This window comes from Peribacillus sp. TH14 (assembly GCF_016651145.1).
GTDB classification, from domain to species: Bacteria; Bacillota; Bacilli; order Bacillales; family DSM-1321; genus Peribacillus; species Peribacillus butanolivorans.
Window position 1 is genome coordinate 1,766,329 of record NZ_JAEKEK010000001.1, and the last position, 22,306, is coordinate 1,788,634.

Consider the following 22,306-nt stretch of genomic DNA (forward strand, 5'->3'; position numbering starts at 1 on the left):
TTAAACTGCGCCTATAAAACTCTTCTGGACCAAAACCATCATAGTCTTCCCTACATCAATCGACGAAACTTGCCATTTAATTAAGCTTCTAGACTTCTTTCAAACTTATCATTTCCATAATAATTAACTTTCCTTTTTCCTTTTCTGACCTCAACCTCATATAAAAAGTTACCTTCTTCCTACTCTTTCCTAATCATCAATTTTGAAATTTAATCATAATCATGTGAAGAAATTTATATAGGAGTTATTTAGAAAAAGGTTTAAATAAAAGAAGAGGCAGTATGCCTCTTCAGAAAAATCTTTAATTTTTTGTCAAATAATCCTTCATTAAAATGATAAGCTTAGAACACATGGTATTTCGTTTTTCGTTTTTTTCTAAAAATAATAAAAGTCCTTCTAATATTATGCCATTTGGTCTAACTTTAGAGAACTCCTCTTGAATTGCTTTTAACGCTTCAACATTTTTACTTGTCTCTAACCCCTCTTCTTTATGCTTTCCTACTTCCAATACCTGGCGAATGATTGAACTAATTTCCTCTTTAGGGCTCACTTTTTGTATGGAACATTCAATTAAAGGGAATTCTTTCAATAAAGGATCGTCCGTTTTATGTAGACCTTTTATAATGGAATCCATCCGATTTAAAATGAAGATAGGCAGCCTCTCCACTTCAAATGAATGTCTGTTTCTGAATAAAATTCCGATATAACCTTTAAAAAGTGCGTCTAACATAATAGTACAATCTGGCAAGAAGTTTGTCGGTATTTCTGGATACAATTCTACTATTTTACGTTTGAACCAAACTAAGCCCTCTTCATGGATATAGTGTAAAAACCTATCTAGCTCTTTACTGATATGAACCATTTGTTCCTGCATCATCATTCGAATCAAGTTGGTATTTCCTGTCACGTGCTCTATTTGTACAATGATTTGCATCAAAAATTTCTCTTTACTGGATAAAGAATCATCTAACTCGATATCAAGCAACGAGTCCGTTAATGCACCATAATAATATTTGAAAATTGAAACAAGCAACTCTTCCTTCGATTTAAAATAATTATAAAAGGATCCCTTGGCTATCCCACACTTTTCAGTAATTTCCTGAACGGAAGTAGCATGATAACCTTTCTCTGCGAAAATCTCTACGGACTTATCTATAATTATTTTATGCTTTTCATTCATCAAATTCATCCTATCTCTTAAATATTGTCCTCTATATGACCAGCGAGTCATTTCTTCCACATTGTATCTCAAAACCCTTGAAATCACAACGTTACACCAACTGAATATTATTTATTGCATTCATAATCCATATACTATATATTTGAGTTTATGACCGACTAGTCACAATATAAAGTATGGAGGGTATAAGTTTGAATTCAATCATTAAATTTTCTTTGAAAAACAAACTGGCAATCTGGTTGCTGACAATTATCATCGTTGCAGCAGGTCTATATTCCGGTTTAAACATGAAGCAAGAGACCATTCCAAACATCTCTACTCCTTTAATAAGCATTTCCACGGTATACCCTGGTGCTGCACCTGAAGAAGTAGCCAATAAACTTACAGATCAAATTGAACAAAAAGTCACAAACTTATCAGGAGTTGAATTAGTTAGTTCTTCTTCTATGGCTAATGTTTCTTCAATCCAATTACAATATGACTATGATACGGATATGGACGATGCTGTAAAAGAAGTGAAAGAAGCATTAGAGAAATTAGAACTACCTGAGGGGGTGGATAGCCCCAGCGTATCTAAACTAGAGCTAAACGCTTTTCCTGTTGTAGCACTCAGTATAACAGATAAAGATTCGGATTTACCTGCCCTAACAAAAAATGTCGAAGAGGTGTTAGTCCCTAAACTTGAAGGAATTGACGGAGTGACTTCCGTAACAATTTCAGGACAACAGGTAAATGAGGGTAGCCTTGCATTCAATCAAGAAAAGATGGCTCAATACGGGCTAGATGAAGAGACCGTAAAAAAAGTCATCCAAGCTGCTAATGTAACAATGCCACTTGGTCTATATAACTTTGATGATAAAGAAAAAACAATTGTTGTTGATGGAAACATCTCCACTTTAAAAGACTTAAAAAACATAAAAATACCTTTAACAGGCGGTTCTAACACAAAGGCACCAACTCAAACAGCACCGGGAACCAATCAAGTATCACCTGAACAAGCACCTTATGCAACAGTTCCTCAACTACAAAGTGTCAAATTATCAGACATTGCTGATGTGAAAATCACCGGTAAGGCTGAGACTATATCAAGAACAAACGGTAGTGAATCAATCGGGATTCAAGTAACCCGATCGCCGGATGCCGATACAGTTGCAATCGTAGACGAAGTGCAAGACCAAGTTTCGAATTTTAAAGATGAATTTAAAGGCGTAAGCGTACATACTACGCTTGATCAAGCCAAACCGATTAAAGATTCTGTCGAAACCATGATTAGCAAGGCCATTTTCGGCTGTCTGTTTGCCGTCATAGTGATCATGCTTTTCCTAAGAAACTTTAAAACGACCCTAATATCCGTCATCTCGATTCCATTATCTTTGTTGGCAGCCCTTTTGGTGCTCAAACAATTGGACATCTCATTAAATGTTATGACATTGGGAGCCATGACAGTTGCTATTGGCCGAGTCGTCGATGACTCAATTGTCGTAATTGAAAATATTTATCGAAGAATGGCATTAAAAGGCGAGCAATTAAAAGGCGGCGAATTAATACGTTCCGCTACTAAGGAAATGTTCATCCCTATCCTTTCATCAACTATCGTTACTGTAGCCGTTTACCTGCCGTTAGCAAGCGTTACAGGACCTGTTGGCGAACTATTCATGCCATTCGCTTTTACAATGGTGTTTGCATTAGTCGCATCATTAATAATTGCCATCACTCTTGTACCGGCCATGGCAGACTCATTATTTAAAAACGGCCTTTCTGAAAAAGAATTGAAATCACATGAAGAAAAGCCAAGCAAGCTATCTGGATTCTACCGTAAAGCACTGAATTGGTCATTAAGCCATAAGTTGATCACATTCGGTACAGCAATAGTATTATTAGTCGGTAGCTTATTCCTCATTCCAAGCATCGGTGTCAGCTTCATGCCTGCGGATGAAGAGAAGCAGATCATCGTTACTTATACCCCAGCACCTGGCGAATTAAAAGAGGATATTGAAAAGGAAACGGAAAAAGTAGAAAAGTACCTAATGGATAAAGATGATGTGAAGACAGTCCAATACACACTAGGTGAAAACATGATGAGTGGCATGATGGGCGGCTCTAGTAACTCAGCCCTCTTCTATGTACTTTATGATGAAGACACCGAAAACTTCGGGGAAAAGAAAGAAAAGATCATAAAACATTTAACCAATCTTGACTCTCCTGGAACGTGGAAGCAACAAGAATTCACTTCCACATCAAGCAACGAAACGACCCTTTATGTCTATGGAAATACACAAAAAGACATTGAACCGGTAATCGATGATATTCAAAACATCATGAAGAAAAATAAAGAATTGAAAGATGTCGACACAAGTCTTTCCGATGCATATGAGCAATACACACTCGTGACAGACCAGAAGAAACTTAGTGAACTTGGATTAACAGCCGCCCAAGTTGGCATGTCCATTGCAAATTCAAACAAAAATGATGCTCTAACTACAATTAAGAAAGATGGAGAAGAAGTCAAAGTATATGTAGAGACAGAAGAAAAGACATTCAAAGATAAAAAAGATCTCGAGAATACGAAAATCACTTCTCCAATGGGAATGGAAATTCCTTTAAAAGAGCTTGTTAAAATCGAGGAAGGCAAGGCATCCGATACTATAAGCCGTCGCGATGGAAAAATTTACGCGGACGTTTCTGCAACAATCAAATCGGATGATGTTGCAGCAGTAACATCAGAGGTACAAAAGGAAGTTGAAAAATTAGACCTTCCAGCAAGTGTCACTGTAGACTATGGTGGAGTAACCGAAGATATCCAAGAATCATTCACTCAACTTGGAATCGCTATGTTGGCAGCCATCGCTATCGTTTACTTTGTCCTTGTCGTTACTTTCCATGGCGGGTTAGCGCCAATCGCCATTCTATTCTCCTTACCATTCACGGTAATCGGAGCTTTAGTAGGCTTATTCATTGCCGGTGAGACCATCAGCGTTTCGGCCATGATGGGTGTCCTCATGCTTATCGGTATCGTTGTAACCAACGCCATCGTATTAGTGGACCGGGTAATCAAAAATGAAGAATCCGGCTTATCAACACGTGAAGCATTACTCGAGGCGGGATCTACCCGTCTACGTCCAATCTTGATGACTGCCCTTGCTACGATCGGTGCTTTAATACCATTGGCCATAGGAGCAGAAGGCAGTGGCTTGATCTCACAAGGTTTGGGAATTACCGTTATCGGCGGACTAGTGAGTTCTACATTGCTTACACTTGTCATCGTACCGGTAGTATATGAAGTAATAATGAAAATTGGTAAAAAGAAAAAAACAGCTAAGTAAGCAAGCAAGAGGGTATCTCATACTGGGATACCCTTTTTAGTTTGATAATTTGGACCCACATCGTTATCCAATACATCATAATTCTTATCGATGTTATTAATGTGGTGGCTTCTAAACCTAAAAAAACGTTTGATTGACTTAACCCTCACCTTCCTTGAGATATAAAACAGTTAATAGTTTATACTTACAAGTTTTCGGTTTCTGCTTCACTAAGAGGCTCCATATTGTGCATCATTAATTGTTTCAGGGTGCTACATCAATCAGACTCCGTATTCCTTTTCATCCAACCCTGCCGACAGAAACTAGACAACTGACTCCCTATCCCCTGACAATCCATAGTCTCAAATGCCAATTTTTATAACAAAAAAAGGAAGGGTTTACCCCTTCCTTTCAGTTTGTAGACAAAAGGGGTTCGGAATGTTTTAATTCCGGACCCCTTTTGAAATTCCCTTTGAATTTTGCTCATGATTAAGAGATTGGGCCTCTACGAGCCCACTTTATTAAGCCATTCTTGGACCTTGCCATGTCCAATTGGCTATCTTCTTTAAATTCATGGCAGCGAAAGTAAGCATCGCCTGCATCGACAATTTTTTAAGTCCCCTTAAAGTAGTCCAACGCATACCATGCTTTTCTTTTGCATCTGCGAATACACGCTCTATTGTTTCTTTACGTTTCGCATATATAGGTTTTACATCCTTGTGATGACGCAGATGATCTGCTTCTTCCATATAATTTTGCCAGATATGGCGTGTCACCACTTTTTGATGGTCTTTGCTTACTGTACACTGTGATAAAAATGAGCATGTCGCACAAGTGTGTTTGGGTGATTTGTACTCGCGATAGCCCTCTTTATTTGTTGTTGAGTACTTTAAAATCTCGCCCGATGGGCAGAGATAACAATCAAAATGTTCATCGTAAACATAGTCATGCTTGCGAAAGAACCCTTCTTTTGTTCGTGGACGTGTATAGGGTAAAGCTGGTGTGATTTCTTTCCCAAAAAGGTAGCTTGTAATGGCTGGTGTTTTGTAAGTCTGCATCTGCGGCAACAGCTTCAGGTTTTCCAACTTTCTCAATCACTTGTTCAACAAGAGGCTCTAAGATATGACTATCATGCGTATTTCCCGGTGTTACAATCGTCCCCAGCACAAAACCGTTGCGGTCCGCAGCCGCATGAAATGAATAGGCAAACTGTTTTGTTCGTTCATCTTTTACATAGTAGCCACTCTCAGGGTCAGTTGTACTTTCTTTAATTTCTTTGGTTTCTTCTTTATCAAATTTATCCGGTGGAAAAGGCTTCTTTCCATTGTTTTCACGATCTTGATTTATTTCTTCTTGAAGGCGTCCTTGATATGCTCGTGTTTCCTTACGAACGATTTTCTTTTCGAATTTTCGCTTATTCGCACTGGCTTTCACATGTGTTGAATCAACGAATACGTGCTCTGCACTTATTAACTTTCTTTCTGAAGCTGTCATTAAGATACGATAAAAAATCCGTTCAAACAGGTCTGTATCTTTAAAGCGACGCTCATAATTTTTCCCGAACGTTGAGAAGTGAGGTACTTTATCATGGAAACCGTAACCTAAAAACCAACGGTAAGCCATATTCGTTTCAACTTCTTCAATCGTTTTACGCATCGAACGAATACCGAAGGTATATTGAATGAATGTCAATTTAACTAAAATAACTGGATCAATACTTGGGCGCCCTATCTCTGAATACATCTCTTTCACCAAGTCATAAATGAAAGTGAAGTCAATGGCCCCCTCAATTTTACGAACCAAATGGTTCGCTGGCACCAGTTGATCCAAAGTAATCATTTCAAGTTGATCTCGCTGAATAGAATTATGTTTCGAAAGCATCGTCATCACCTCAAGTTTTAATACTTCTATATTAAAACAAAAAGGACTGTAGGCAAAAGTGGTTATATCTAATTGTTAAAACAAAGTTGATTGGAACGGAAGGTGCGAGACTCCTGCGGGAAATGCGTGTCCAAGGGAGACCCACAGGCGCAAAGGCGCCGAGGAGGCTCCCTGACCGCCCGCGGAAAGCGAGTGCCTGGAGTGGAAATCAACGTCGAATTTTTACAACCCCTCAAAAAAACTGTAGACAAACTCGATTTTCATCGAGTTTGTCTACAGTCTGAAAGGAAGGGTTTACCCCTTCCTTTTTATTTTATATAGACTAATGTTTGGTAAAAGTTTGATCTATCGCATTTTCAAGATTCAGTGATTTATCTTTCAAATAACGCTTCGTGACGTTCAAATCTTTATGACCAGCTAACTTGGAAATGGTTTGTACATCTATCCCGTTATCCACTAATCTTTGACAAAATGTATGACGTAATTTATGTGGGTGTACATTGTACTTTTTCAAAATATATTGTACCGATCTCGGAGTGATTCTTTGATTGTAACTTGAAATAAACAACGGATCTGCTTTTTCTTTTAATGAATAAAGGTAATTCTTAACATGTAGTATAGCCGATACTGTAAGTGGGACTGTTCTATCAATTTCACCCTTCGCGTTCCGGACAAGGATATAATTTCGATCTGTATCCATGATGACATCTCTACTATTTAAGTCGCATAATTCAGAGACACGAATTCCAGTATGTAATAATAGGTAGACGATGGCAATATTCCTCAGATTCCCCTCTGCCTCTATATCCCTCAAAAGTGCCTCCTGCTCTTTGATGCTTAAGGTTTCTGGCACCTCATGCTTGTGCTCCTTTACCTTACGCTCAACAGAAAGCATTATCTGTGGCTTTTCTAAAAATTTAAAGAAGACATTTAGAGCAATATAATGCTTTTCAATTGTCCCTGGACTTTTCTTGCAATTTTCTAAATAATCCAGATAATCTTGAATATCCTCAGAGTGAATCTCCATTAATATCTTCTGTGTCTGCTCACAAAACTGTGAAAGAACACCAGTATACGTTTTGATCGTATTATCTGATTTGCCTTGGTCTCTCAACCATCCAGCAAACGAAAAAATCATTTCATCTTTAGCAGAGGTATCCATCGGCTATTCCCCCAATGACAGTTTCAGAACTAATTTAAGTTTAACATATATCCCTTTAGAAACGAAGAATTCTGTCCATTTGTCTTTACACAGGTATGATTATACAGATATAAGAAAAATATCCCTTACGAACAATAAAAAGTAAATTTAATGTATCATTCGATATAGTATGTCTATATCCTACACACTTCCCTAACTACATCCAATTTTTCTCTACAGTTATCATTCTCTACCTTTTATGTTAACTCAATGGTGGTTAGACCTTTATTATACGAATATAAATATAATACAAAAAAGACCAGCCAAGGATGGCTGATCTTTTCAAAATGGCTTGGCGGCGTCCTACTCTCACAGGGGGAAACCCCCAACTACCATCGGCGCTGAAGAGCTTAACTGCCGTGTTCGGAATGGGAACGGGTGTGACCTCTTCGCTATCGCCACCAAACAATAAAGGAACGTTGTTCCTTCAAAACTAGATAATAAGAAGGTATTTCATTTTTTAAAGCGTGGTTAAGTCCTCGATCTATTAGTATCAGTCAGCTCCACATGTCGCCACGCTTCCACCTCTGACCTATCAACCTGATCATCTTTCAGGGATCTTACTAGCTTGCGCTATGGGAAATCTCATCTCGAGGGGGGCTTCATGCTTAGATGCTTTCAGCACTTATCCCGTCCGCACGTAGCTACCCAGCTATGCCTTTGGCAAGACAACTGGTACACCAGCGGTGCGTCCATCCCGGTCCTCTCGTACTAAGGACAGCTCCTCTCAAATTTCCTGCGCCCGCGACGGATAGGGACCGAACTGTCTCACGACGTTCTGAACCCAGCTCGCGTACCGCTTTAATGGGCGAACAGCCCAACCCTTGGGACCGACTACAGCCCCAGGATGCGATGAGCCGACATCGAGGTGCCAAACCTCCCCGTCGATGTGGACTCTTGGGGGAGATAAGCCTGTTATCCCCGGGGTAGCTTTTATCCGTTGAGCGATGGCCCTTCCATGCGGAACCACCGGATCACTAAGCCCGACTTTCGTCCCTGCTCGACTTGTAGGTCTCGCAGTCAAGCTCCCTTGTGCCTTTACACTCTACGAATGATTTCCAACCATTCTGAGGGAACCTTTGGGCGCCTCCGTTACTCTTTAGGAGGCGACCGCCCCAGTCAAACTGCCCACCTGACACTGTCTCCCACCCCGATAAGGGGCGCGGGTTAGAATTTCAATACAGCCAGGGTAGTATCCCACCAACGCCTCCACCGAAGCTAGCGCTCCGGCTTCTCAGGCTCCTACCTATCCTGTACAAGCTGTACCAAAATTCAATATCAGGCTGCAGTAAAGCTCCACGGGGTCTTTCCGTCCTGTCGCGGGTAACCTGCATCTTCACAGGTACTATAATTTCACCGAGTCTCTCGTTGAGACAGTGCCCAGATCGTTACACCTTTCGTGCGGGTCGGAACTTACCCGACAAGGAATTTCGCTACCTTAGGACCGTTATAGTTACGGCCGCCGTTTACTGGGGCTTCGGTTCAAAGCTTCGCTTGCGCTAACCTCTCCCCTTAACCTTCCAGCACCGGGCAGGTGTCAGCCCCTATACTTCGCCTTGCGGCTTCGCAGAGACCTGTGTTTTTGCTAAACAGTCGCCTGGGCCTATTCACTGCGGCTTTTCCGGGCTATTCACCCTAAAAAGCACCCCTTCTCCCGAAGTTACGGGGTCATTTTGCCGAGTTCCTTAACGAGAGTTCTCTCGCACACCTTAGGATTCTCTCCTCGCCTACCTGTGTCGGTTTGCGGTACGGGCACCTTACATCTCACTAGAGGCTTTTCTTGGCAGCGTGGAATCAGGAACTTCGGTACTATATTTCCCTCGCCATCACAGCTCCGCCTTAATGGAAACGGGATTTGCCTCGTTTCCGGCCTAACTGCTTGGACGCGCATATCCAACAGCGCGCTTACCCTATCCTTCTGCGTCCCCCCATCGTTCAAACGATGTATAGGTGGTACAGGAATATCAACCTGTTGTCCATCGCCTACGCCTTTCGGCCTCGGCTTAGGTCCCGACTAACCCTGAGCGGACGAGCCTTCCTCAGGAAACCTTAGGCATTCGGTGGAAGGGATTCTCACCCTTCTTTCGCTACTCATACCGGCATTCTCACTTCTAAGCGCTCCACCAGTCCTTCCGGTCTGACTTCAACGCCCTTAGAACGCTCTCCTACCATCGACACCATACGGTGTCAATCCACAGCTTCGGTGATACGTTTAGCCCCGGTACATTTTCGGCGCGGAGTCACTCGACCAGTGAGCTATTACGCACTCTTTAAATGATGGCTGCTTCTGAGCCAACATCCTGGTTGTCTAAGCAACTCCACATCCTTTTCCACTTAACGTATACTTTGGGACCTTAGCTGGTGGTCTGGGCTGTTTCCCTTTCGACTACGGATCTTATCACTCGCAGTCTGACTCCCAAGAATAAGTATTTGGCATTCGGAGTTTGACTGAATTCGGTAACCCGTTGGGGGCCCCTAGTCCAATCAGTGCTCTACCTCCAATACTCTCATCTTGAGGCTAGCCCTAAAGCTATTTCGGAGAGAACCAGCTATCTCCAGGTTCGATTGGAATTTCTCCGCTACCCACACCTCATCCCCGCACTTTTCAACGTGCGTGGGTTCGGGCCTCCATTCAGTGTTACCTGAACTTCACCCTGGACATGGGTAGATCACCTGGTTTCGGGTCTACGACCTCATACTCATTCGCCCTATTCAGACTCGCTTTCAGTCGCGGCTCCGTCTTATCAACTTAACCTCGCATGAAATCGTAACTCGCCGGTTCATTCTACAAAAGGCACGCCATTACCCATTAACGGGCTTTGACTACTTGTAGGCACACGGTTTCAGGATCTATTTCACTCCCCTTCCGGGGTGCTTTTCACCTTTCCCTCACGGTACTGGTTCACTATCGGTCACTAGGTAGTATTTAGCCTTGGGAGATGGTCCTCCCTGCTTCCGACGGGATTTCTCGTGTCCCGCCGTACTCAGGATCCACTCAGGAGGGAACGAAGTTTCAACTACAGGGTTTTTACCTTCTTTGACGGACCTTTCCAGATCACTTCATTTACCCCGTTCCTTTGTAACTCCATGTTGAGTGTCCTACAACCCCAAGAGGCAAGCCTCTTGGTTTGGGCTAATTCCGTTTCGCTCGCCGCTACTCAGGAAATCGCATTTGCTTTCTCTTCCTCCGGGTACTTAGATGTTTCAGTTCCCCGGGTCTGCCTTCAGTACCCTATGTATTCAGGTAAAGATACTGTTCCATTACGAACAGTGGGTTTCCCCATTCGGAAATCTCCGGATCAAAGCTTACTTACAGCTCCCCGAAGCATATCGGTGTTAGTCCCGTCCTTCATCGGCTCCTAGTGCCAAGGCATCCACCGTGCGCCCTTTCTAACTTAACCGTTAAAAAAGATCTTACTGATGCTTTGAAAAAATTAATTGCCTTCTATCTATTATCTAGTTTTCAAGGAACAAAGAAGAAAAAACTTCATCACAACGTGATGAGATCTTTCGAATCTGAATGAATTACTCATTCAAAACTGAACAAAACAAAAGCGCTCTCGTATTTATCCTTAGAAAGGAGGTGATCCAGCCGCACCTTCCGATACGGCTACCTTGTTACGACTTCACCCCAATCATCTGTCCCACCTTAGGCGGCTGGCTCCATAAAGGTTACCTCACCGACTTCGGGTGTTACAAACTCTCGTGGTGTGACGGGCGGTGTGTACAAGGCCCGGGAACGTATTCACCGCGGCATGCTGATCCGCGATTACTAGCGATTCCGGCTTCATGTAGGCGAGTTGCAGCCTACAATCCGAACTGAGAATGGCTTTATGGGATTCGCTTACCTTCGCAGGTTTGCGACCCTTTGTACCATCCATTGTAGCACGTGTGTAGCCCAGGTCATAAGGGGCATGATGATTTGACGTCATCCCCACCTTCCTCCGGTTTGTCACCGGCAGTCACCTTAGAGTGCCCAACTGAATGCTGGCAACTAAGATCAAGGGTTGCGCTCGTTGCGGGACTTAACCCAACATCTCACGACACGAGCTGACGACAACCATGCACCACCTGTCACTCTGTCCCCCGAAGGGGAACGCCCTATCTCTAGGGTTGTCAGAGGATGTCAAGACCTGGTAAGGTTCTTCGCGTTGCTTCGAATTAAACCACATGCTCCACCGCTTGTGCGGGCCCCCGTCAATTCCTTTGAGTTTCAGCCTTGCGGCCGTACTCCCCAGGCGGAGTGCTTAATGCGTTAGTCGCAAAGACTAAAGGGCGGAAACCCTCTAACACTTAGCACTCATCGTTTACGGCGTGGACTACCAGGGTATCTAATCCTGTTTGCTCCCCACGCTTTCGCGCCTCAGTGTCAGTTACAGACCAGAAAGTCGCCTTCGCCACTGGTGTTCCTCCAAATCTCTACGCATTTCACCGCTACACTTGGAATTCCACTTTCCTCTTCTGCACTCAAGTTCCCCAGTTTCCAATGACCCTCCACGGTTGAGCCGTGGGCTTTCACATCAGACTTAAGGAACCACCTGCGCGCGCTTTACGCCCAATAATTCCGGACAACGCTTGCCACCTACGTATTACCGCGGTCGCTGGCACGTAGTTAGCCGTGGCTTTCTGGTTAGGTACCGTCAAGGTACCAGCAGTTACTCTGGTACTTGTTCTTCCCTAACAACAGAACTTTACGACCCGAAGGCCTTCTTCGTTCACGCGGCGTTGCTCCGTCAGACTTTCGTCCATTGCGGAAGATTCCCTACTGTCGCCTCCCGTAGGAGTCTGGGCCGTGTCTCAGTCCCAGTGTGGCCGATCACCCTCTCAGGTCGGCTACGCATCGTCGCCTTGGTGAGCCATTACCTCACCAACTAGCTAATGCGCCGCGGGCCCATCTATAAGTGACAGCAGAAACCGTCTTTCCATCTTCTCTCATGCGAGAAAAGAACGTATCCGGTATTAGCTCCGGTTTCCCGAAGTTATCCCAGTCTTATAGGCAGGTTGCCCACGTGTTACTCACCTGTCCGCCGCTAATCTCAGGGAGCAAGCTCCCATCGATTCGCTCGACTTGCATGTATTAGGCACGCCGCCAGCGTTCGTCCTGAGCCAGGATCAAACTCTCCGAAGAAATGTTTGACTTGCTCATTTTGCTTTTTGATAGTGTGTGCTCACTTAAAAAAATTAACGTTGGCGCTTTGTTTTGTTCAGTTTTCAAAGAGCAATTTTATCGTCGTTCTTTCGAACAACTTGTTTATTCATCATAACACGCTATTGATTAGTTGTCAACTTCTGCGAAGTTTTTAACTTGTTTTAAATCGCTGTGTTTTTCAGCGACCATTTCATCTTAACATTTTCATAATAAGAAGTCAACAGTTATTATTTCTTTTAGTAATCTACCAAAAGTGGATGAAGTTTTTTGTTTGTCGTACTTGGTGCTTATTTATATTAATCCTTTCCTACCTTAAAGTCAACACATTATATATAAAAAAATCATTTTTATTTTAAGCTCCATTAAGAATGCCCTTTATTAAGAAGAAACAATACCTATATTAGGTTCGTAAAAGTGTTTATCTATCGTGTTAAGTTAAACTATTCAGAAACAAGATCAATAAAAAGTCTTCTTATTAAGTTTAACAGCTACTGGGGTAAGCTAGTCTTGCCCTTATGATCCCCACTTGTATTCTGACCTTATAAAAGTCTTTATTTTTTTCTAGATACTTTTTTCAAATTATACAAACACAAAAAAGACCAACCAGAATGGCTGATCTTTTCAAAATGGCTTGGCGGCGTCCTACTCTCACAGGGGGAAACCCCCAACTACCATCGGCGCTGAAGAGCTTAACTGCCGTGTTCGGAATGGGAACGGGTGTGACCTCTTCGCTATCGCCACCAAACAATAAAGGAACGTTGTTCCTTCAAAACTAGATAATAAGAAGGTATTTCATTTTTTAAAGCGTGGTTAAGTCCTCGATCTATTAGTATCAGTCAGCTCCACATGTCGCCACGCTTCCACCTCTGACCTATCAACCTGATCATCTTTCAGGGATCTTACTAGCTTGCGCTATGGGAAATCTCATCTCGAGGGGGCTTCATGCTTAGATGCTTTCAGCACTTATCCCGTCCGCACGTAGCTACCCAGCTATGCCTTTGGCAAGACAACTGGTACACCAGCGGTGCGTCCATCCCGGTCCTCTCGTACTAAGGACAGCTCCTCTCAAATTTCCTGCGCCCGCGACGGATAGGGACCGAACTGTCTCACGACGTTCTGAACCCAGCTCGCGTACCGCTTTAATGGGCGAACAGCCCAACCCTTGGGACCGACTACAGCCCCAGGATGCGATGAGCCGACATCGAGGTGCCAAACCTCCCCGTCGATGTGGACTCTTGGGGGAGATAAGCCTGTTATCCCCGGGGTAGCTTTTATCCGTTGAGCGATGGCCCTTCCATGCGGAACCACCGGATCACTAAGCCCGACTTTCGTCCCTGCTCGACTTGTAGGTCTCGCAGTCAAGCTCCCTTGTGCCTTTACACTCTACGAATGATTTCCAACCATTCTGAGGGAACCTTTGGGCGCCTCCGTTACTCTTTAGGAGGCGACCGCCCCAGTCAAACTGCCCACCTGACACTGTCTCCCACCCCGATAAGGGGCGCGGGTTAGAATTTCAATACAGCCAGGGTAGTATCCCACCAACGCCTCCACCGAAGCTAGCGCTCCGGCTTCTCAGGCTCCTACCTATCCTGTACAAGCTGTACCAAAATTCAATATCAGGCTGCAGTAAAGCTCCACGGGGTCTTTCCGTCCTGTCGCGGGTAACCTGCATCTTCACAGGTACTATAATTTCACCGAGTCTCTCGTTGAGACAGTGCCCAGATCGTTACACCTTTCGTGCGGGTCGGAACTTACCCGACAAGGAATTTCGCTACCTTAGGACCGTTATAGTTACGGCCGCCGTTTACTGGGGCTTCGGTTCAAAGCTTCGCTTGCGCTAACCTCTCCCCTTAACCTTCCAGCACCGGGCAGGTGTCAGCCCCTATACTTCGCCTTGCGGCTTCGCAGAGACCTGTGTTTTTGCTAAACAGTCGCCTGGGCCTATTCACTGCGGCTTTTCCGGGCTATTCACCCTAAAAAGCACCCCTTCTCCCGAAGTTACGGGGTCATTTTGCCGAGTTCCTTAACGAGAGTTCTCTCGCACACCTTAGGATTCTCTCCTCGCCTACCTGTGTCGGTTTGCGGTACGGGCACCTTACATCTCACTAGAGGCTTTTCTTGGCGCTGTGGAATCAGGAACTTCGGTACTATATTTCCCTCGCCATCACAGCTCCGCCTTAATGGAAACGGGATTTGCCTCGTTTCCGGCCTAACTGCTTGGACGCGCATATCCAACAGCGCGCTTACCCTATCCTTCTGCGTCCCCCCATCGTTCAAACGATGTATAGGTGGTACAGGAATATCAACCTGTTGTCCATCGCCTACGCCTTTCGGCCTCGGCTTAGGTCCCGACTAACCCTGAGCGGACGAGCCTTCCTCAGGAAACCTTAGGCATTCGGTGGAAGGGATTCTCACCCTTCTTTCGCTACTCATACCGGCATTCTCACTTCTAAGCGCTCCACCAGTCCTTCCGGTCTGACTTCAACGCCCTTAGAACGCTCTCCTACCATCGACACCATACGGTGTCAATCCACAGCTTCGGTGATACGTTTAGCCCCGGTACATTTTCGGCGCGGAGTCACTCGACCAGTGAGCTATTACGCACTCTTTAAATGATGGCTGCTTCTGAGCCAACATCCTGGTTGTCTAAGCAACTCCACATCCTTTTCCACTTAACGTATACTTTGGGACCTTAGCTGGTGGTCTGGGCTGTTTCCCTTTCGACTACGGATCTTATCACTCGCAGTCTGACTCCCAAGAATAAGTATTTGGCATTCGGAGTTTGACTGAATTCGGTAACCCGTTGGGGGCCCCTAGTCCAATCAGTGCTCTACCTCCAATACTCTCATCTTGAGGCTAGCCCTAAAGCTATTTCGGAGAGAACCAGCTATCTCCAGGTTCGATTGGAATTTCTCCGCTACCCACACCTCATCCCCGCACTTTTCAACGTGCGTGGGTTCGGGCCTCCATTCAGTGTTACCTGAACTTCACCCTGGACATGGGTAGATCACCTGGTTTCGGGTCTACGACCTCATACTCATTCGCCCTATTCAGACTCGCTTTCGTCGCGGCTCCGTCTTATCAACTTAACCTCGCATGAAATCGTAACTCGCCGGTTCATTCTACAAAAGGCACGCCATTACCCATTAACGGGCTTTGACTACTTGTAGGCACACGGTTTCAGGATCTATTTCACTCCCCTTCCGGGGTGCTTTTCACCTTTCCCTCACGGTACTGGTTCACTATCGGTCACTAGGTAGTATTTAGCCTTGGGAGATGGTCCTCCCTGCTTCCGACGGGATTTCTCGTGTCCCGCCGTACTCAGGATCCACTCAGGAGGGAACGAAGTTTCAACTACAGGGTTTTTACCTTCTTTGACGGACCTTTCCAGATCACTTCATTTACCCCGTTCCTTTGTAACTCCATGTTGAGTGTCCTACAACCCCAAGAGGCAAGCCTCTTGGTTTGGGCTAATTCCGTTTCGCTCGCCGCTACTCAGGAAATCGCATTTGCTTTCTCTTCCTCCGGGTACTTAGATGTTTCAGTTCCCCGGGTCTGCCTTCAGTACCCTATGTATTCAGGTAAAGATACTGTTCCATTACGAACAGTGGGTTTCCCCATTCGGAAATCTCCGGATCAAAGCTTACTTACAGCTCCCCGAAGCATATCGGTGTTAGTCCCGTCCTTCATCGGCTCCTAGTGCCAAGGCATCCACCGTGCGCCCTTTCTAACTTAACCGTTAAAAAAGATCTTACTGATGCTTTGAAAAAATTAATTGCCTTCTATCTATTATCTAGTTTTCAAGGAACAAAGAAGAAAAAACTTCATCACTACGTGATGAGATCTTTCGAATCTGAATGAATTACTCATTCAAAACTGAACAAAACAAAAGCGCTCTCGTATTTATCCTTAGAAAGGAGGTGATCCAGCCGCACCTTCCGATACGGCTACCTTGTTACGACTTCACCCCAATCATCTGTCCCACCTTAGGCGGCTGGCTCCATAAAGGTTACCTCACCGACTTCGGGTGTTACAAACTCTCGTGGTGTGACGGGCGGTGTGTACAAGGCCCGGGAACGTATTCACCGCGGCATGCTGATCCGCGATTACTAGCGATTCCGGCTTCATGTAGGCGAGTTGCAGCCTACAATCCGAACTGAGAATGGCTTTATGGGATTCGCTTACCTTCGCAGGTTTGCAGCCCTTTGTACCATCCATTGTAGCACGTGTGTAGCCCAGGTCATAAGGGGCATGATGATTTGACGTCATCCCCACCTTCCTCCGGTTTGTCACCGGCAGTCACCTTAGAGTGCCCAACTGAATGCTGGCAACTAAGATCAAGGGTTGCGCTCGTTGCGGGACTTAACCCAACATCTCACGACACGAGCTGACGACAACCATGCACCACCTGTCACTCTGTCCCCCGAAGGGGAACGCCCTATCTCTAGGGTTGTCAGAGGATGTCAAGACCTGGTAAGGTTCTTCGCGTTGCTTCGAATTAAACCACATGCTCCACCGCTTGTGCGGGCCCCCGTCAATTCCTTTGAGTTTCAGCCTTGCGGCCGTACTCCCCAGGCGGAGTGCTTAATGCGTTAGTCGCGAAGCACTAAAGGGCGGAAACCCTCTAACACTTAGCACTCATCGTTTACGGCGTGGACTACCAGGGTATCTAATCCTGTTTGCTCCCCACGCTTTCGCGCCTCAGTGTCAGTTACAGACCAGAAAGTCGCCTTCGCCACTGGTGTTCCTCCAAATCTCTACGCATTTCACCGCTACACTTGGAATTCCACTTTCCTCTTCTGCACTCAAGTTCCCCAGTTTCCAATGACCCTCCACGGTTGAGCCGTGGGCTTTCACATCAGACTTAAGGAACCACCTGCGCGCGCTTTACGCCCAATAATTCCGGACAACGCTTGCCACCTACGTATTACCGCGGCTGCTGGCACGTAGTTAGCCGTGGCTTTCTGGTTAGGTACCGTCAAGGTACCAGCAGTTACTCTGGTACTTGTTCTTCCCTAACAACAGAACTTTACGACCCGAAGGCCTTCTTCGTTCACGCGGCGTTGCTCCGTCAGACTTTCGTCCATTGCGGAAGATTCCCTACTGCTGCCTCCCGTAGGAGTCTGGGCCGTGTCTCAGTCCCAGTGTGGCCGATCACCCTCTCAGGTCGGCTACGCATCGTCGCCTTGGTGAGCCATTACCTCACCAACTAGCTAATGCGCCGCGGGCCCATCTATAAGTGACAGCCGAAACCGTCTTTCCATCTTCTCTCATGCGAGAAAAGAACGTATCCGGTATTAGCTCCGGTTTCCCGAAGTTATCCCAGTCTTATAGGCAGGTTGCCCACGTGTTACTCACCCGTCCGCCGCTAATCTCAGGGAGCAAGCTCCCATCGATTCGCTCGACTTGCATGTATTAGGCACGCCGCCAGCGTTCGTCCTGAGCCAGGATCAAACTCTCCGAAGAAATGTTTGACTTGCTCATTTTGCTTTTTGATAGTGTGTGCTCACTTTTAAAAATTAACGTTGGCGCTTTGTTTTGTTCAGTTTTCAAAGAGCAATTTTATCGTCGTTCTTTCGAACAACTTGTTTATTCATCATAACACGCTATTGATTAGTTGTCAACTTCTGCGAAGTTTTTAACTTGTTTTAAATCGCTGTGTTTTTCAGCGACCATTTCATCTTAACATTTTCATAATAAGAAGTCAACAGTTATTATTTCTTTTAGTAATCTACCAAAAGTGGATGAAGTTTTTTGTTTGTCGTACTTGGTGCTTATTTATATTAATCCTATTCCACTTGAAAGTCAACGACTATTCCTATTTTTATAGTTTTTATTTTGTTAGGCATTTTAACAACCTCTTAGATCGGTATTTTAGTAAACATATATTATAGAAGGAGTTGTATTTATTAATTGAAACCAAGCTAGATTTCTTTGTTATATTTAGGTACTCGCGTCAACGTATATCTTCCACAAGTATTTGCAGTCCTGTTTTTTTCTTGCCTTAAGTACCTTCTTGATGTATTGAACAAGAAACATAACCAAGTTGACTTTCTAAATCTTGTTATGATATTATATAACCAAGTAATATAATCGGAATAGTTAATATTATTAGAAAGACAGAATCTAATAATCAATAACCCCTTTTTTAATAGATTATGATTTAAAGGAGATGGAGATATGACAGCAGCAAAGGTAATACCAGGTGCAGAATCTTTTTTCCTCCCTGGCAATTCTATCGGAATCCTCATTTGCCATGGCTTTAATGGCACACCACAAAGTGTAAGGTATTTAGGTGATAACCTCGCTGCTAAAGGCTATACAGTCTATGCTCCACGTTTGAAGGGCCATGGTACCGATGAGCTGGATATGGAAACGTGCCATTATCAAGATTGGGTACATGATGTCGAGACTGCCTATGCAAAGCTAAAGCAAACCTGCACATATGTATTTGCAATAGGACAATCAATGGGCGGCGCCCTTGTTTTGGATTTAGCGACAAAAGTACCTTGTGAAGGAATTCTCACTATTAACGCCGCACTTCAAGTTCCTGAGTATGAAATCTATCGTAACCCATCGGTTCCGCGTTTCATTCCTGAAGGTGAGCCTGACGTAAAAGACGATACTGTTACTGAAATCACTTATGACCAAGTTCCCTCAAAAGCAATTAATCAGTTGCTTGATATTATGGAGCATACAAGTCAACAGCTCGAAAACATTAGCTGCCCGATACTTCTTTTTCATTCTCCAGAAGATCACGTTGTACCAGCCCAATGTTCCAATCAAATATACGATACTGTGTTGTCCCTTGATAAGGAATTAATCGCCCTTGAAAATTCCTACCATGTTGCTTCGTTGGATTATGATAAAGATCAAATCATTGAACAGGCTTATCGGTTCATTCAAATCCACAGTAAAAAGGCAACAATCGCTTCATAAATGATTCTTATATACAACTTGGTTTACTCGACCTATACAAGGGTATATATAGTATATAAAGAAAAAGGAGGCAGCATAATGAGCAGTTTATCAGACAAAGTAAAAAGTACGGTCAATAAAGTAAAAGGCGAAACGAAAGACCAGGTCGGTAACGCGAAAAATGATCCTCACTTACAAGCAGAAGGTAAAGTTGATAAATTAAAAGGCAATCTCCAAGACGCTGTTAGTAAATTGAAAAATAAACGTTAATTAGCAAATTAAAATCGCTGGATACTACATCGAAACTCTCCTGTATAAGAATTTCCACACCACAGAAGAGGCTGCAGGTATAAACTGCAGCCTCTTCCTTTTTCAATTAGCTTGAATTACAACAACACACATATCATCCGGCTGGTCTTGTTGCATTTCAGGGGGCATAACAAAATCAATAGGAGCGGTTTCCTTGATATCAAACCAACTCGTTGAGACCGCTTCTTGTATTTGATTCAGCCCTTCGGTGCCATCCCGATCGATAGCCTCCATGACTCCATCTGTAAATAACAGAAGTTGAATTCTGTCTTCATAATGAATGATTGATTTCTCTATATTCATCTCAGTGAAGAATCCCACAGGACATGTCCCTTTTGAAAGAGAAGCCACTTTTCCATCATCCATTAAAGCGAAGCCTGGAGGATGTCCAGCGTTAACATATTCCACTGTTTTTTGCTCTGTATCAATAATCATATAAATCGCTGTAAAATAATAGTGCACTTGGTTATCTTCTTTATTAAGGACACTCATCCAGTGATTCATTTCGTTTATGACTGCCACAGGATCTGTATGTGTCCGAATCGCATCCCTCAAAACAGAGGAAATAAACATACAAACAAGTGAAGCGGATATTCCATGCCCCATCATATCAAGCAGAATGATTCCATATCGATTTTCATCAATGCGATGCCAATAGTACATGTCTCCCGCTAACTTATTTGCAGGTAAGTATGAGGCTTTGATAGTTAAGTGGTCATTGTGAATGGGCTCACTTAAGAGACTGCTTTGGACCTGCATCGAGAGATCTAATTCATTACGAATTTTTTCATCCTGCATTTTATGCCAATCTTTTTCATATTTAAGCCTTAATCCCACACGAATCCGGGCCAGCAAGTCAATTTTATTAATAGGCTTCATTATATAATCAATACCGCCCACATCAAGTGCCTCGGCTACCTTGTTTGAGTCTTCAAGTGCGGTCACAAAAATCACGGGTATATCTTTAAGGTGTGGGATATTTTGAAGACGTCTGCACGCCTCTATTCCATCGATTTCAGGCATCATAATATCAAGCAGAATAATATCAACAGAAGTCTCCTTTGGTTTCAGACCATCCACCTGTAAATATTCAAACATCTCCACAGCAGAAGTTAATGATAGAAAATCCGTATAGCCAGCCCTCTTTAGAATTTTCTCTATAACGAAAAGGTTAACCTGGTTATCATCTACGATTAATATCGTCATTCTTTTATTCCCCTTTTGGCTTATATCGAGCGGCAAGTTTTTATCTTTATTATGTAAATGCGTTTCATTATTGTGGTTCCCTATAGGGTAGTTTCCATTTTATTATAACGAAGCTCAGTCTCTTTTAATAATAATAAACCACTTTATCATCACATTCGCAGACCAATTCATTATATATACCCGTTACTATGACACTCTAAACATATTATAAGCATTTTTTTGTATCACCCAAAAACAGGGTGAGAACATATTACTAGTGGCCTAATGAAAAAGAGGAGTCCGCTAAATATGCGAACTCCCCCTTCTTATAATTTCCGATAAATCCGTTCCTTTGAATCAAAGTCCTCATAATCTTCCGATAAGGAAGATGTATGAAGTGTTTCCTTACTACCAACTGCAAGAAAGCCTTCTTTACTAAGACTGTCATAAAACAAATGGTTTACATAGGTTTGTAATTCACCGGTAAAGTAAATCATCACATTTCGGCACATGATAATATGAAACTCATTGAACGAACCATCAGTGACCAAATTATGCTGGAAAAACACTATGTTTTTAAGAAGGCTAGAATTAAGATAGGCATTTTGATAATCCGTCGTATAATACTCCGAAAATTCCTGTTTTCCGCCGGCCTGCAAATAGTTTTTTGTATAAGACTGCATTCTATTTAGCGGAAGTATCCCTTTTTCTGCATGGCGGAGGACATCTTCATTCATATCAGTCGCATAAATTTTCGCCTTTTCATAAAGCCCCTCTTCCTTAAGAAGGATGGCCATTGAAAAGGCTTCTTCACCAGTCGAACAACCCGCATGCCAAATTCTAATTTCCGGAAGCTGTTTTAAAAGCGGTACAATTTTTAATCGAAAAGCTTTAAAGAAATCCGGGTCGCGAAACATTTCAGTAACGTTTATCGAAAAATCATTCAGAAGTTTCTCGACATACCCTTTTTCATATAAAACCATTTCAATCATTCCACTTATCCTACGAATATGGTCCAGCCTCATCCGATTTTCAACTCTCCGCTTTATAGAAGAACGCATATATTTCCGAAAATCGAAGCCGGAGACAGAATAAATGGCTTGCAATAATAATTCAATTTCTATATCTTCTCGTTCTTCAACAGTTAATGTATCCTTCATGAAAAACCTTCCTTACCCGTA

The 22,306-nt window shown here is 43.6% G+C and carries 7 protein-coding genes, 6 rRNA genes and 1 pseudogene; 3 read left to right on the forward strand and 11 right to left on the reverse strand.

Features of this window, described 5'->3' with window-relative positions; genetic code table 11:
- Window positions 1–301: 301 nt before the first annotated feature.
- Window positions 302–1,180, reverse strand: a complete 879-nt coding sequence (locus tag JFU50_RS08550) for a TetR/AcrR family transcriptional regulator (RefSeq protein WP_201188311.1) — start codon at window positions 1,178–1,180, stop codon at window positions 302–304.
- A 191-nt stretch (window positions 1,181–1,371) separates the two neighbouring features.
- Here JFU50_RS08550 and JFU50_RS08555 point away from each other — a divergent pair, with 191 nt between their 5' ends.
- A complete protein-coding gene (locus tag JFU50_RS08555) occupies window positions 1,372–4,503 on the forward strand; it encodes an efflux RND transporter permease subunit (RefSeq protein WP_201222409.1) in 3,132 nt (1,043 codons plus the stop codon).
- A gap of 500 nt (window positions 4,504–5,003) precedes the next feature.
- Here the strand turns inward: JFU50_RS08555 and JFU50_RS08560 are convergent.
- The 8 genes and pseudogenes from JFU50_RS08560 to JFU50_RS08595 form a co-directional block, all read right to left on the reverse strand.
- Window positions 5,004–6,363 (reverse strand): annotated as a pseudogene (locus JFU50_RS08560) (IS1182 family transposase).
- A gap of 322 nt (window positions 6,364–6,685) precedes the next feature.
- Window positions 6,686–7,525: a tyrosine-type recombinase/integrase gene (locus JFU50_RS08565; RefSeq protein ID WP_201188307.1), complete on the reverse strand. Its 840-nt coding sequence runs from the start codon at window positions 7,523–7,525 to the stop codon at window positions 6,686–6,688.
- A gap of 329 nt (window positions 7,526–7,854) precedes the next feature.
- Window positions 7,855–7,970: ribosomal RNA gene (gene rrf, locus JFU50_RS08570) — 5S ribosomal RNA — on the reverse strand.
- Between the two features lie 61 nt (window positions 7,971–8,031).
- A 23S ribosomal RNA gene (locus JFU50_RS08575) occupies window positions 8,032–10,965 on the reverse strand.
- Window positions 10,966–11,140: 175 nt separating this feature from the next.
- Window positions 11,141–12,692, reverse strand: a 16S ribosomal RNA gene (locus tag JFU50_RS08580).
- Window positions 12,693–13,342: 650 nt separating this feature from the next.
- Window positions 13,343–13,458 (reverse strand): 5S ribosomal RNA (gene rrf / locus JFU50_RS08585).
- A gap of 61 nt (window positions 13,459–13,519) precedes the next feature.
- A 23S ribosomal RNA gene (locus tag JFU50_RS08590) occupies window positions 13,520–16,451 on the reverse strand.
- Between the two features lie 175 nt (window positions 16,452–16,626).
- Window positions 16,627–18,179, reverse strand: a 16S ribosomal RNA gene (locus JFU50_RS08595).
- The 16S, 23S and 5S rRNA genes sit together here, the layout of an rRNA operon.
- Window positions 18,180–18,893: 714 nt before the next feature.
- Here JFU50_RS08595 and JFU50_RS08600 point away from each other — a divergent pair.
- Together JFU50_RS08600 and JFU50_RS08605 are read left to right on the forward strand one after the other, a co-directional pair.
- Window positions 18,894–19,652, forward strand: a complete 759-nt coding sequence (locus tag JFU50_RS08600; RefSeq protein ID WP_201222411.1) for an alpha/beta hydrolase — start codon at window positions 18,894–18,896, stop codon at window positions 19,650–19,652.
- A 78-nt stretch (window positions 19,653–19,730) separates the two neighbouring features.
- Window positions 19,731–19,901, forward strand: coding sequence for a CsbD family protein (locus JFU50_RS08605; protein ID WP_082527580.1), 171 nt, complete (start codon window positions 19,731–19,733; stop codon window positions 19,899–19,901).
- Window positions 19,902–20,003: 102 nt separating this feature from the next.
- On the opposite strand, the gene JFU50_RS08610 is transcribed toward JFU50_RS08605, so the two are convergent.
- Both JFU50_RS08610 and JFU50_RS08615 read right to left on the reverse strand, forming a co-directional pair.
- Window positions 20,004–21,146 (reverse strand): fused response regulator/phosphatase, encoded by a 1,143-nt coding sequence (locus JFU50_RS08610; protein WP_056525851.1) that lies wholly within the window; start codon window positions 21,144–21,146, stop codon window positions 20,004–20,006.
- Window positions 21,147–21,451: 305 nt separating this feature from the next.
- Window positions 21,452–22,285 (reverse strand): CheR family methyltransferase, encoded by an 834-nt coding sequence (locus JFU50_RS08615; protein ID WP_201188301.1) that lies wholly within the window; start codon window positions 22,283–22,285, stop codon window positions 21,452–21,454.
- Window positions 22,286–22,306: the final 21 nt, after the last annotated feature.